The sequence below is a fragment of the Streptomyces sp. NPDC045695 genome, from assembly GCF_056432025.1.
Map to the genome: position 1 here is coordinate 58,637 of NZ_JBWKJU010000008.1, position 13,066 is coordinate 71,702.

The 13,066-nt window shown below is 73.8% G+C and carries 11 protein-coding genes, 1 tRNA gene and 1 pseudogene; 4 read left to right on the forward strand and 9 right to left on the reverse strand.

Going from position 1 to position 13,066, the window contains the following annotated elements; translation table 11 throughout:
- Positions 1-77: 77 nt before the first annotated feature.
- Entirely contained in the window at positions 78-1,982 is a 1,905-nt protein-coding gene (locus AC07DU_RS16355; RefSeq protein WP_479111949.1) for a putative bifunctional diguanylate cyclase/phosphodiesterase, read from the reverse strand.
- Positions 1,983-2,328: 346 nt separating this feature from the next.
- On the opposite strand from AC07DU_RS16355, the gene AC07DU_RS16360 reads away from it, so the two are divergent.
- Positions 2,329-3,564: a M6 family metalloprotease domain-containing protein gene (locus AC07DU_RS16360; RefSeq protein WP_479111951.1), complete on the forward strand. Its 1,236-nt coding sequence runs from the start codon at positions 2,329-2,331 to the stop codon at positions 3,562-3,564.
- Positions 3,565-3,623: 59 nt separating this feature from the next.
- Here the strand turns inward: AC07DU_RS16360 and AC07DU_RS16365 are convergent.
- The 4 genes and pseudogenes from AC07DU_RS16365 to AC07DU_RS16380 all read right to left on the reverse strand — a co-directional run bounded on the left by AC07DU_RS16365 (position 3,624) and on the right by AC07DU_RS16380 (position 5,417).
- A tRNA-Lys gene (locus tag AC07DU_RS16365) sits at positions 3,624-3,697 on the reverse strand.
- Positions 3,688-4,279, reverse strand: a pseudogene (locus AC07DU_RS16370) (bifunctional DNA primase/polymerase). The gene AC07DU_RS16365 and the pseudogene AC07DU_RS16370 overlap by 10 nt, the downstream one beginning before the upstream one ends.
- 149 nt (positions 4,280-4,428) lie before the next feature.
- Positions 4,429-4,770 carry a hypothetical protein gene (locus tag AC07DU_RS16375; RefSeq protein ID WP_479111953.1) on the reverse strand — a complete coding sequence of 114 codons (342 nt, stop codon included), beginning with the start codon at positions 4,768-4,770 and terminating at the stop codon, positions 4,429-4,431.
- 77 nt (positions 4,771-4,847) lie between these two features.
- Complete coding sequence (locus AC07DU_RS16380) at positions 4,848-5,417, reverse strand: NADPH-dependent FMN reductase (RefSeq protein ID WP_479111955.1); 570 nt, start codon at positions 5,415-5,417, stop codon at positions 4,848-4,850.
- A 115-nt stretch (positions 5,418-5,532) separates the two neighbouring features.
- Here AC07DU_RS16380 and AC07DU_RS16385 point away from each other — a divergent pair, with 115 nt between their 5' ends.
- Entirely contained in the window at positions 5,533-6,009 is a 477-nt protein-coding gene (locus tag AC07DU_RS16385; protein ID WP_360898075.1) for a MarR family winged helix-turn-helix transcriptional regulator, read from the forward strand.
- A gap of 21 nt (positions 6,010-6,030) precedes the next feature.
- Here AC07DU_RS16385 and AC07DU_RS16390 read toward each other — a convergent pair whose 3' ends face one another.
- From AC07DU_RS16390 to AC07DU_RS16400, 3 genes are read right to left on the reverse strand one after another with little or no spacing between them, the layout of a single operon-like run.
- Entirely contained in the window at positions 6,031-7,362 is a 1,332-nt protein-coding gene (locus tag AC07DU_RS16390) for an AAA domain-containing protein (RefSeq protein WP_479111957.1), read from the reverse strand.
- Complete coding sequence (locus tag AC07DU_RS16395; protein WP_479111958.1) at positions 7,359-8,930, reverse strand: hypothetical protein; 1,572 nt, start codon at positions 8,928-8,930, stop codon at positions 7,359-7,361. Before AC07DU_RS16395 ends, AC07DU_RS16390 begins: the two co-directional genes overlap by 4 nt.
- A complete protein-coding gene (locus AC07DU_RS16400; protein ID WP_479111959.1) occupies positions 8,918-10,075 on the reverse strand; it encodes a hypothetical protein in 1,158 nt (385 codons plus the stop codon). Before AC07DU_RS16400 ends, AC07DU_RS16395 begins: the two co-directional genes overlap by 13 nt.
- A 124-nt stretch (positions 10,076-10,199) precedes the next feature.
- Between AC07DU_RS16400 and AC07DU_RS16405 the strand changes: the two genes are divergently transcribed.
- Positions 10,200-10,796, forward strand: coding sequence for a histidine phosphatase family protein (locus AC07DU_RS16405; RefSeq protein ID WP_453374144.1), 597 nt, complete (start codon positions 10,200-10,202; stop codon positions 10,794-10,796).
- A gap of 194 nt (positions 10,797-10,990) precedes the next feature.
- Here AC07DU_RS16405 and AC07DU_RS16410 read toward each other — a convergent pair whose 3' ends face one another.
- The gene (locus AC07DU_RS16410; protein WP_360898067.1) at positions 10,991-12,370 is read right to left on the reverse strand and encodes an NsdA family TPR-like regulatory protein; all 1,380 of its coding nucleotides are present in this window, start codon (positions 12,368-12,370) and stop codon (positions 10,991-10,993) included.
- 242 nt (positions 12,371-12,612) lie between these two features.
- Between AC07DU_RS16410 and AC07DU_RS16415 the strand changes: the two genes are divergently transcribed.
- Positions 12,613-13,026: a hypothetical protein gene (locus AC07DU_RS16415; RefSeq protein ID WP_479035592.1), complete on the forward strand. Its 414-nt coding sequence runs from the start codon at positions 12,613-12,615 to the stop codon at positions 13,024-13,026.
- Positions 13,027-13,066: the final 40 nt, after the last annotated feature.

The following is a 13,066-nucleotide window of genomic DNA, read 5'->3' on the forward strand; positions in this document are numbered from 1 at the left end:
GACTTAGGCGAGTTGACGACGCCTGATCGATCATGTTCGGTTCCCGCCGTTCCGAACACGTTCGACGTTTGTCGCTCTCAGACCGGAGGGTGCGGCGCGGGCCCGTCCAGTTGGCCGGGGCCCGCCGCCACCTGTCGGTCGATCATGCCGGCGATCACGTCCGGGGCCACCGCGCGGGAGTACAGCCAGCCCTGCCCCGTGTCGCAGCCCACGCGTCGCAGCCGCGCGGCCTGGCCCGCCGTTTCCACGCATTCCGCCGTCACTGTCAGGCCCAGCCGGTGCGCGAGCTGGACCATGGCCTCGACGATGGTCTCGTCGGCCGGGTTCGGGTGCGTGCCCTCGTCGTAGCGGAAGCCCCGTACGAAGGAGCCGTCCAGCTTCAGGACCGAGACCGGCAGGCGGCTCAGGTAGGCCAGGTTCGAATACCCGGTGCCGAAGTCGTCGATCGCGATCCGTACGCCCATGTCGCTGAGCGCCTGCAAGGCCTGGAGCGGCCGGCCGGCCGAGCCCATCACGGCGGACTCGGTCAGCTCCAGCTGCAGCAGCTGCGGCGCCAGGCCCGTCTCGGCCAGGATCTCCGCGACGTCGCCCACCAGGTCCGAGTCCCACACCTGCCGCACGGCGACGTTGACCGACACGAAGACCGGGGTGTCGCTGGGCTGTTCGATCTGCCAGCGGCGGGCCTGCCGGCAGGCGGTGCGCAGCACCCACTGGCCCAACTGGACGATGGAGCCGTCTTCTTCCGCAATTCCGATGAACCGATTCGGCGTGAGCTTGCCGAACTGCGTGTGGTTCCAGCGCACCAGGGCCTCGACCCCGCGCAGGGCGCCGCTCTCCAGGTCCACCAGCGGCTGGTACTCCAGCTCGAACTCCCCACGCTCCACGGCAGGGCGGAGCGTGGAGGAGAGCGCCTGCCGGGTCATGCGGTGCGCGTTGCGCTCCGGGTCGAAGAGCGTCCAGCGGGCCTTGCCGTCCGCCTTGGCCCAGTACAGCGTCGTATCGGCGGCCTGCATCAGACCGGTCGCGGAGGTTCCGGCCGTGCTCCGCTCCACCACCCCGATGGAGGCGGAGACCGACAGCCGCTGCCCGGCCAGGTCGAAGGGCTCCTGTACGGCGGCCAGCACGCTCTTCGCCAGGTCGGCGAGCTGGTCGGTGCCGCTGGAGTCCTCCACGAGCAGGGCGAACTCGTCGCCGCCGAGCCGTGCGACCAGGTGCCCGCCGGTGCGCCCGTAGCCGGACTGGTCGGCGCACTGGGTCAGCCGGGCGGCGACGGCGGCCAGCAGCCGGTCCCCGACCCGGTGGCCGAGGGTGTCGTTGACGGCCTTGAACCCGTCGAGGTCCAGGTAGCACAGCCCGATCCGGCCCGTGCCGCCGCCGTGTTCGTACGAGGAGGCCTCCAGGGCGGCGGAGAGCCGCTCGAAGAACAGCGTCCTGTTCGGCAGCCGGGTGACCGGGTCGTGCATCTGGAGGTGCCGCAGGCGGGCCTGGAGGTCGCGCCGGTCGCTGATGTCGGCCACGGACAGCAGGACGTCCCCGGTCCCGGGGACGGGCCCGAGGGTGACCTCGGTCCACAGCGAGTGCCCGTCGGGGTGCTTGAGGCGGCGGGTGCAGCGCAGCCGGGCTTGGCGACCGCGGAGCACTTCCTGGTACGCGGCCCAGGTGCGGGCCTCCGCCGCCAGGTCCACCAGGTCGGCGGCGCACCGGTGGACGAGGGCGTGGGGCTCGCTGCCCAGCAGTCCGGCGAAGGCCTGGTTCGCGGCAACCACGTAACCGTCGCGGTCCACGACGGCCATGGCGAGGTGGGCCGCGTTGAAGGCGGCCCGGTAGTCGCGCAGCTCGGCCTCGGTGGCGCGATAGGGCGCCGCCGAGCTGGCTGGCATCGGGGAGGCCGACGGCACTGCCGGCACGGCCGGGTGACGCTCCGTAATGGCCGATCGGATGCTGTCGGCCGCCGAACCGGTTCCCTCTGAGGTTCCGCTCACCGTTGGCTCCCGCAGTGTTCGTGAGTGTCCGTGCAGGAAAGTGTGCCGATCATAGAGGCTGCCGGGAGGCCCTATCCAGCGGCGTCGCCGTGCGGGGCTCGGCTGTTCGGCGTGCTGACGCTTCGTCGGACCAAGATCGCTTGATCGTTTCTGCGCGGCTGTGAGCACCCGAGGGTCTCCACTGTTCTCGGGTGATCGGTCGTGACGATCTGTAGGCAGGTGCGTGAAGCCCGGGGGTCACCGGCTTGCCGTATTGCTCACTCGTGTGGGGCAGCGGAACAGGGCATTAGTAAGACAAGCGCCTCAAGGTGGCTAAACAGGGAAAAATCCACCACCGGAGGTCGATGTGACGCGTCAGCAGCCACCCGGGGGAGTGGACCGCTCCCGCATCCGAAGTACCGGCGCGGCACTCACCTCCCTGACGGCGCTCGCGGCCATGTCGCTCGTCGCGGGGCCCGCGGTGGCCGATTCGGGAGCCGGACCCTGCGCGCTCTCCCGTACGGCGGCGCACCACTCGCTGGGCCTGGACAGCTGGAACGGCGCCTACCCCAAGCCCGAGCGGACCCTCGATGCGGTCATGGTCTTCCTCTCGTTCCCCGACCACCGCACCACCCTCACGACCGGGGAGATCGCCGGCGACTACTTCCCCGCCACCAGCGAGTTCTTCGAGCAGGCCTCCTACGGCCGGTTCCGCCTGGCCGCGCACCCGCAGAAGCGGTGGATCCCGATGCCCAAGCCGTCCACCGCGTACGGGATAAGGCGCGACTGGGCCCCCGAGGACCGGGCGGCCTACCTGCGGGACGCGGTCGCGGCCGCCGACGCCGAGGTGGACTTCGGCAAGTACGACGTCGTCTACTTCGTCGCCGACCCGGACGCGCCCGGGGTGGACTCCGACGCCACGAAGGTCGTGAACTTCGACCGCCCGATCGTCGCCGACGGCACGGAACTGCGCCGGATCGTGACCGTTTTCGAGCGCCACCCCCCGGACCGCAACGTGCTGGCCCACGAGACCGGGCACGTCTTCGACCTGCCCGACCTCTACCACCGGCCCACGGACGGAAAGGGTGACTGGGACACCTACGTCGGGGACTGGGACGTCATGGGCAGCCAGTTCGGCATGGCCCCGGACCTCTTCGCCTGGCACAAGTGGAAGCTGGGCTGGCTGGACGCCTCCCAGGTGGACTGCGTGCAGTCCGGCTCCTCGCTGCACACCCTCCAGCCCCTGGCGCAGGCCCCGGTGGCGGGCGGCACCGGCGGGACCCGGCTCGCGGTGATCCGTACGGGACCCGGCAGCGCGATCGCCATCGAGGCGCGGGGCTCCGCCGGCAACGACGGGGACACCTGCACGGAGGGGGTCCTCGTCTACCGCGTGCGCAACGAGGCGGCGTCGGGCGGCGGCCCGATCGAGGTCCTGGACGCCCATCCGGAGACGGAGGCCTGCTGGGACCGCTCGGTGTACCCGCCGCTGGCTGACGCTCCGCTGGAGGTGGGCGAGACCTACAAGGTGCCCGGCGAGCGGATCAGGATCGAGGTGGCGGACCGCACGCCGTCCGGCGCGTACACGGTGAAGATCACCACGTAGGGGGTGGCGGCGGGGAAACGAAGAAGGCCCCCACTCGCGTGGAGGCCTTCTTCCGTCTGTGCGCCGCCAGGGACTCGAACCCCGGACCCGCTGATTAAGAGTCAGCTGCTCTAACCAACTGAGCTAGCGGCGCTTGCTGACGAGGTAGACATTAGCAGGAGGATCCGCGGAACGAAAAATCGATATCCCCAGGTCCGGTCGGTGCGGGGCTGCGGGCCGCCCGTACGAAGGCCCAGAGCAGCGCCTCCGGCCCCGGAAGCCACGGCGTGCGCGCGTCGGGGGCCACGAGCCACCGGGAAGGGCCGGGGGTGGCGGCCAGCGGCGGCACGGTGACGGCGTCGCCGCGACCGTGGCACAGGGGCGCCGGGGCCGTACGGGAACCACCCCACTCTTCCCACGCCAGCAGGGCGGGGAGCCGGTGGGCGGCGCCGGGGGAGGCGAAGAGGAGCATCCGGCCGCGGTGCACCGCGACGGGGCCGGAGCCGGGGCCCTCGGACCAGAGCAGGTCCAGGACGCGGCGGCCGAGGACGAGCGGGACGTTGACGACGTCGAAGGCGCTCCCGCAGGGCAGCGTGGCGAGCGCGGTCGGCCGGGCCTGCCACAGTGCGAGGGTGCGCTCGGGGTCGGCGGCGGCCGAGGCCAGCCAGGCGGCGCCCTGCGGGGTGACATGGGTGGCGGGGCGCGCGCAGCGCGTGTCGAGGGCGGGGGAGGTCATTGCCGTCGTCAGCGTCGTCATATGCCAGATGTACCGGGCGTAGCGAGCCGGTTTCCGGGAGTTACCGAAAACCGGGACGCGACGGGTGGTGATGGGATATCTTGCGCGCCGTTGCGCGCCGTCGCCGGGGGCAGAGCCCCCGGACCCCGCTACGGCGTACCGGCCCCGCGCTGGAGGGACTCGCCGAATTCGATCATCTTGCGGGCGTAGTCCTCGGTCCACTCCGCCTGATCGGCGATCGCCCCCGGCGAGAGCCGGTCGAACCGGCTCGGATCCGCGAGCTGGGCGGCGGCCAGCGCCTGGAACTCCACCGCCCGGTCCTGCGCGGCCCGGAACGCCAGCGTCAGCTCGGTCGCGCGCGCCAGGAGCTCCGCCGGGTCCTCTATCGATTCCAGGTCGAAGAAGTGTTCCGGATCCGCCGCCGCCTCCGAGGGTTCGAAGAGCAGCGGCGCAGGCCGCAGCCTCCGCTGGGTCCGCTCCGGCTCTGCCATGCGTGTCCTCCTGCTGCGCGTGCGAAATGCTTCCGGGCCACCGTCCATTGTCCAACGCCGCGCAAGGGGCCGTCAGCTCAGACGGCGGCGGGCTCCGCGGCGCGCTGCGCGGCCAGCGTGGCCACGTCGTCGAGGACGCCCGTCAGCTCGCCCACGAGTCCCTCGGGCGCCCGGAAGCCCTCGGGGCCGATCAGCCCGGGCAGGCCCGGGATGGCGATGGAGCGCTCGGCGGGCAACAGGCCGACCCGGTTGAGCACGGGCTTGAGCATCTCGGCCGCCGGGGCGCCGCCGCTGGGGCCGCCGCTGTAGCTGACGATGCCGACCGGCTTGCCCGCCCACTCGCGGTAGAGGAAGTCGATGGCGTTCTTGAAGGGGGCGGTGAAGCCGGCGTTGTACATCGGCAGGACGAAGACGAAGGCGTCGGCCGAGTCGACCAGGGCGCTCCAGTCGCGGGTGTGCTGGTGGGCGTAGTTGCCGGTGGAGGCGTATTCGGGCTCGTCGAGGAAGGGCAGCGCGATCTCGGCGAGGTCGACCGGGGTGACCTCGAAGCCGCCGTGCGCGCGGGCCTGCTCCGTGACCCACTGCGCGAGGGGGCGACCGGAGGAGGTGGGGCGGGTGGCGGCGGAGATGACGTGGAGGCGGGTCACGGCGTGGGCTCCCAGGGGTGCGGGTGGTTGTTGATGTGTCACCTATAGAACCCGGGGGGTGGGTGACGTGTCAACCAGGTAGATGATGTGTCATCGATCTGGTTAGAGTGCAGATATGACCCCCGCACCCGAGCCCCGGTGGCTCACGGCACGTGAGCAGGACGCCTGGTACGCCTGGCGGCGGATGTTCCCCCTGGTCAACGCGGGGATCGCACGCGACCTCAGCCAGGACAGCGGGCTCTCCGAGGCCGACTACGACGTCCTGTCGGTCCTCGGCTCCACGGACGGCCACCGCACGCGCATCAGCGCACTGGCCGAGCTGATGCAGTGGTCGCGCAGCAGGCTGTCCCACCAGCTCACCCGCATGGAACAGCGCGGCCTCGTCCGCCGCGAGGAGGTGGCCGCCGACGCCCGGGGCGCGGAGGTGGTCCTCACCGCCATGGGCGTGAGCACGATCATGACGGCGGCCCCGCTCCACGTGGAGTCGGTACGCCGCCACCTGATCGACGTCCTGACCCCCGAGCAGCTGCGCGTCCTGGCCGAGGTGGGCGAGGTGCTGGCCGCCCGGATGGGCGTCACCCGCAAGTCGTAGGGACACCCGGCCCGGCGGGGCTCACGGCCGCCAGGCCACCCGGTGTTCCGCCAGGTGCGCGAGCACCGCGTGGTTGGCCTCCCAGCCGTCCGGGAACTTCACCGTCACCCCCAGCTGGACCGGTTCCGTCGACGGGTGTTCGTCCAGGAGCTCCGCTATGCCCGCCCTGGCCACCACCACGCACGCGTGCCGGTGGCGGGAGGCCAGGACGCACAGGCGGCCCGTCTCCAGGTGGAAGGCCGTCGCGTCCGGGCGGCCCGACAGCGGGTGGAGGACCACCGTGAGGTCGTACTCGCGGCCCTGGAGCCGGTTCGCCGTGTCCACCGTGACCCCCGTGACCCCGAGCGCGACCAGCGCCGCACGGACCGCCGCCGCCTGGTCGCGGTGCGCGGTGCCGACCGCGATCCGGTCGGGCGTGAGCGGGGCCGGGCCGGGGGACTGCTCGTCGGAGGTGACCGCCCCGCGGTCCAGCGCGCGGCGGACCACCAGGGCCACCGCCCGCACCGCCTCCGGGTCGGTGCGCGGGGTGTGCCGGGCGGGCAGCTCCAGCAGGCCCCAGCCCGCCTCGGCCGCCTCGTCCAGCACCCGGTCCGGACCCGACCCGTCCGAGGGGACCCCGTACGACAGCCGGCGCTCGCCCGGTCCCGTACCGCTGCGGAACTGCGTGTACGGGTAGAACGCGCGGGAGACCAGCGGCGCCGCCGTCGCCGGGAGCCGCCAGGACACCGGCAGCCGGTGCTGCGGCAGCTGCGGGTTGTGGGCGAGCAGGGTGCTCACCGCCGCGGCGGAGGGATCGTAGGACAGGCCCGCCCACTGCTCCGCGCCGACCACGCTGAAGGGGTCCAGCTGCCCCGGGTCGCCCACGAACAGCGCCCGGTCGAACAGCCCGGCCACCGCCAGCAGCGCGTCCGAGCGCATCTGGTACGCCTCGTCGACGATGGCGTGCTCCCAGGGCTCCACGTCCTGGACGAAGGCCCACTTCGCCGCCGTGGAGATCGTGACGGGCAGACCGGCGAGGTCGCCGGGCTTGGCGGAGAGGGTGACCGAGGGGAGGTCGCGCAGGGCTGGATCGTAGGCGTCGCCCTCGCTGCTGTGCAGCCGGCCGACCTTGAGCTCCGGGTCCTTGTCGGCGAGGCGCAGCACCAGGTCGTCGACCTGCGCGTTGGTCTGCGCCACCACCATCAGCCGGCGTCCGGCCGCGGCCAGTTCGCGGGCCGCCCGGACCACGAGCGTGGACTTGCCGGCTCCGGGCGGGGAGTCGACGACGACGCCGCGCTCGGTCCCGTGCAGGGTGTCGTGCAGGATCGCGGCGGTCGCGTCGGCGGCCGCGGCTCCCGGGTCGAAGGAGTTCACAGCAGGTCCTCGTCGGTCACGGCGTCGGTCGCCACGGGGCCGGTCAGGTGTCCCGGCGGGCCGCCGTGCGTCCACGGGGTCCGCTCGGGGTCCGGGAGCCTGGGGCCGCCGCGCGCGTCGTGCTCGAAGAGCGTCCAGCACACCCGGTCGCCCTTCTCCGGGACCGAGCCGGGCTCGGGCTCCCTGCCGCGGCCCATCTTGTCGAGCAGCCGCAGCACGATCTGGCCGTCGGCCTCGTACCGTACGAACTGCGCCGACTGCGGCCGTCCGGCCAGCGAGCGGAACACCTTCCCGCCGCCCCCTTCCGCGAGCTGGGGCCGGTCCTCGGTGGCCACCGTCACCAGGGGGCGCGGGCTCGGCCGCTTCGACTCCGTCCACTCCATCACCACCTCGGTGACCTCACCGGCGAAGGCCTCGCCCGCGAGCCGCCGGCCCGCCATCACCAGGGGGTCGTCCAGCGCCTCCTGGGCGTCGAGCCGCACCTGCTCGGTCTCCCGCGTGGCCAGCTTCTGGGCCGCCGTCACCGCGTCGTCGCGGCGCGGCTGGGGCGGCTCGCCCGCCCGTACGCGGTTCCGGTGGCCCGTGTACGACCAGCGGTCGCGCGTCCAGCGCTCGGCGGTCCGCTCCCCGGCGGGCAGGGCGCGCAGCAGCTCCAGGGAGCGCCACACCGCGTCCCAGGTGGGCGTCATCTGGGAGGCGACCAGGTCCCGTACGTCCTGCTCGGCGCGGGCCCGCGCCCGCTCGTCCTGCGGCTGCGCCGAGCGCGCCGCGTCGTAGCGGGCCATCGCCGGGGCGAGCAGCTTGTTGTCGAAGGCAGGGTCCGTGGCGGGACCGGCGGGCGGGAGCAGCAACCGGCCGTCGCCGTCGCGGGCCAGCTCGGCGCGCAGGGCGGCCTCGGCGCCCGACTCGCCCTCCGGGGGCGCTATCCACGCCAGCAGGGCGCCCAGGTGCTGGTCCTCCAGATGGCTCTGGCCGGTGGCCCAGTGCCGCCCCAGCAGCTCGGAGGCCGACAGCAGCATCGAGGATCCCGGTACCCGGGAGCGCTCGGCGAGGTGCGTGAACCAGCGCCCCAGCAGCGGCACCCGGGCGGGCGCCGGGTAGGGGTTGTCCGGGTCCTCCTCGGCGGTGCGGCGAAAGCGCATCGACCGCCCCAGCAGCCTCACGTACTCGATGCCCGCGCGGCTCGGCACGATCAGCTGCGGTGCGTCCAGGCAGAGCTCGGCCGCGACCTTGGACCTCTTGCCCGTCTCCGGGTCGGTCTCGCTGCGCTCGACGACCTCGACCTCGTCGGCGTAGGCGTCCACATACGGCAGCACCTCGGCGGCCAGGTCGGCGAGGAAGGCCCACCGCAGGTCCCGGTCGCGCGGTTGCGGGACCACCAGGAGCCGCGGCGCGGCGGGATCGGTGCCGACCAGGGCGCCGAGCGGAGCCCCCGCCTCACCGGCCGTCGTCAGCGGTACGAGGACCAGCGGGCGCTCGCTCAGATGGCGGTGGCGTACCGTCGCCAGCGGCTGGGCCCGGCCCGCCCGGACGGCCTCCAGCCGCGCCAGGGTGTTCAGGAGGGGCATGCCGCGCCCTCCCCCGCCGAGTGCAGCGCCTCGGCGCGCAGCCGGGCCGCCCGGTGCAGTGCGGCCGCCGTCGGGTCCTCGGCGCAGCCGGACCCGCTGGCCGCCGCGAGGGCCTGCTCGACGGTGGTCAGCGCGCCCAGCTCACCCCGTACGGAACGGCCCAGGGCGCTCACCTCGTCCGCGGCGTGGGCCTGGCCGCGGCAGTGGAAGGCCAGCTCACAGGCGGCCAGGCACTCGGGGGCGTAGGCGGCGTCCACGGCGGCGACCGCCTCGGTGAGTTCCTCGGTGGTCAGCGCCGGGTCGAAGCTGAGCCCTTCGGGCAGCGCGGCGGCCAGCTCCTCGACGCGGGTCAGCCGCTCCAGCTGGCGCCGGGTGACCGAGCGCTCGCGGCGGACGTCGACGGGGGAGGCGGTGGGCAGGTTGGAGAAGTCCTTGGGGCAGACCAGCAGCGCGGTGTGGCCGACCTCGGCGCCGGTCAGTTTCCCGGCGGTCCGCTCCAGGGCCAGCACGTAGACGGCGGCCTGGCGGGCGGCGGCGCCCACCTTCGCGGCGTCGGCGGCGCCGTCGATCATCGGGAAGGACTTGATCTCCACGACGCTCCAGCGGCCGTCGGGATGAACGACGACCGCGTCCGGTTCCAGGTAGGCGGGGGAGCCCGCCACTTCCAGGGCCAGCATCGGGTGGTCGAGCAGGGTCCACGCCCCGGTGTCCCGGCCGGCGGCGGTGGCCTCGCGCAGGGCGAGCGCGGTGCGGGCGGCGCGGCCCTCGGGCCCGGCGGCGGTGAGGTCGGGGACCCGGGCGTCCGGTCCGGGGGGCTCGGCGGCGGGGTCGAGATGGGCGTGGGCCAGCCGCAGCAGCTCGGCTCCGCCGTCGCCCTTGACCTTGGCCTCGAAGGAGTTCCCGCGGATGATGGCGAACTGCGACTGGCCGAAGGCCGCCGGGGAGCCGAGGGCCGAGGCGAGCGCGGTCTTGTCGACCCCGGCGCCGTCGAGCAGGGCGCGTCTGCCGCAGCCGGGATTGGCGGCGAGCGCCGCCAGGGCCCGGGCGTCGAGCGGTCGGGGCGGCACGGCCGGACCGCGCAGGGCGGCGAGCCGCCGGCGCAGCGTGGTCGGCTGCGCGGGGCTGCTGGGCGGGTAGGAGCTCACCCGCGGAAGTGTCCCATCCGCCACTGACAATCGGGGACGGAGGCGGAAACCTGCGATGGGATGATGTACGGACGGCAGAATCACCGTAAAACCGAATGAACGTACCTGTACCGGGAGAACTCATATGGCCCCCCGCATCCTGCTGGCCCGCCACGGCCAGACGGCGTGGTCCAAACTCGGCAAGCACACCGGACGCACGGACGTGCCGATGCTGGAGGAGGGCAAGCGGGGCGCGAAGCTGCTCGGTGAGCGGCTGGCCCGCGACCCGTGGCGGGGCCTGCCCGGCCTGGAGGTCCGCACCAGCCCGCTGGTGCGCGCCAGCGAGAGCTGCGAGCTGGCGGGCTTCGGGGTGCAGGCGGAGCCGTGGGACGCCCTGATGGAGTGGGACTACGGCGACTACGAGGGCATGACCCCGGCCGAGATCCAGGCGGTCCGGCCGGGCTGGCTGATCTGGCGCGACGGGGTCCCGGGCGGCGAGTCCGTCGCGGACGTCGCGGCGCGCGCGGACGAGGTGGTGGCCTGGGCCCGCTCGGCGGAACGCGACGTCCTGGTCTTCGCCCACGGCCACATCCTGCGCACCCTGGCCGCCCGCTGGCTGGGCTTCGAAGCCTCCTTCGGCGCCCGCATCCGCCTGGAGCCCACGTCCCTCTCGGTCCTCGGCTGGGCCTACGGCGCGCCCGCCCTGGAACGCTGGAACGACACGGGGCACCTGGACGGCTAGCGCCTGGCCGCGTAGTGAGGGCGCGGGTGCGCCGCCGTTGCCGGGGGCGCTGCCCCCGGACCCCCGCGCCTCAACTCCCCCAGACTCCGTCCGGGGGGACCCCAGGCGAGGCTGATGATTCAGCCCCTCCGGCGTTTGAGGAGCGGGGTGCGGGGCGGAGCCCCGGGAGCGGCGGCGCACCCGCACGGGCCAGGTCAGGCCGACGCGTGCCGCGTCAGGAAGGCGCCCACGCGCGGGGAGCGCTGGTGCGGGACCAGCGCTTCGGCCGTCTGTGACAGTTTCGACCGGATCCGGGTCGACTGGACCTGCTCCAGCAGGTCCAGCACCCGGCCCCCCGCCCACGCGGCCTCGTCGGGCGCACCCGCCCGCGCCAGGTCGTCCGCCAGCTCCCCCGTGTAGAGGGCCACGTTGCGGGCGAAGTGCGGATCCTGGAGGTCGGCGGCCCGGCGCGCGTGCCGGGCCGCGCGGGCGTGCTCCCCGAGCGTCGCCCAGCACCGCGCCTCCAGGTATTCCAGTTCCGCCTCGCCGAAGAAGGACATCCACTCGGGGTCGGCGTCCGCCGCGCCCCGCGAGAACTCCGTGTGGGCCAGCGCCAGCGCCTCCTCGCAGGCCTTGCGGTCGGCCAGCCCCGCCCACCCGCCGGCCTCCCGCAGCGCGAGCAGCGACAGCAGCCGTGGGGAACCGAGGGAGCGCGCGGCGCGGCGGCCCGCCTGGGCCGCCCGTACCGCCTCGCGGGAGCGGCCGCAGTCCCGGGCGAGATAGGCCATGTTGCTGAAGGCGTGCGCCTCCAGGCCCGCGTCCCGCGACACCCGGGCCGTCGCCAGGGCCTCGGCGTAGTGCGAGCGGGCGTCGTCGAAGCGCCCGGAGTCGTGGGCCAGCCAGCCGACCGAGACGGCCAGCTCGCCGGCGCCCGCGTGCAGCCGGTCCTCGGTGGACTGCCGGGTGGCTCCCGCGTCGAGCAGCGCGTAGGCGGCGCGCAGGGGTTCGGCGGCCTGCCGGTACAGGGCGTCGGCGCCGTGCCGGTCGTCCAGCAGCCGGATCTGGCGTACGGCGTCCTCGACGGCCGCGGCCTCGGACTCGCCGGCGCGGGAGGGGATGCGGCGGGTGTCGCCGAGCAGGGTGAGGCCGAGCGTCGCGGCCGCCACGGTCGCGGAGCCGCCCGCCATGAACGCGCGACGCAGCACGTCGCTCTCCTTGGGACGGGAAGGGGAACGGGGAGTGGGGACGGAGAGGAGGAGGGAGGAGGGAAGGGGGGCGGGGACGGTAGTGGCGAAGGGGGCCGCGGGAGCGGCGGGTTCGCGCAGCGCCGAGCGGCCGCGGACGCTCTCGCGCGGGGAGAAGCCCAGGTCGGCCAGGGCGCGGCCGGGGAACATATGGAGGAAGACCCGCTCGTAGGCGTAGTTGGGGCAGCGGATCTCGCCGGACTCGACGCGGCCGATGTAGCGCGCGTCGCAGGAAACCGTTTCTCCGATCTCCTTCGCCGCCCGTCGCACCAGGGCCGCGAACTCGGCCGGCGAGTGCTGTCCGCGCAGTCGCCGGAACGTGGAGTTGGGTGAGTGGGGGGACGCCGCCATGGACGTGGCCTCTCTGGCAAGGAACCCGGCGCCGGTGCTGTGGAGTGGGGACCGGCGCGCATGAACGTACCGCCAGGGGCAGGGTGTTCACCCGATGTTTGGCTACAAAACGGATATCTCACCCACGATCCGCCATGAACTGCCATCCTTTGCGGCGTCTTGCCGCCGCACCTGTTGACGTTCCCGCGCGTTGAACCCATGCGGATCCGGATCGAGGAGGGGTTCCCTTGGTGGAGGGCGGCATGGAGAGCACTGGAACGAACACCGCGCCCGAGCCCGGCACGGCCCCGGCGGCGGACCTGGACCTGGACCTGGTGACCGTGCCCACCCGGCAGGGTCTGGAGGCGGTGGACATCATCCGCCGTGCCGCCAGCGAGGCCGGCGGGGTCGGACCCGTCCTGCACGACGGATCCGGCGACACCCTCGGCTTCCTCGTCCCGCCCGGTACCGCCGACGCCTGGGACCTGCCGGGCAGTGCGTGTACGCAGACCAACGGCCGCGGGATGCGCTTCGGCGACGCCGCCTCTCCCGTCGCGGGCGTCACCGGCTGGCTGCTCCCGCCGGAGGCCGTCGGACCGGTCACCGATCCCGCGGTGCTGCGCGCGGCGCTCGGCGAGGCGGCCCGGCTGATCGAGGCCGCGGACAACTGCCGCTGAGCGGACGACTGCCGCCGAGCGGACGACTGCCTGAGCGGAC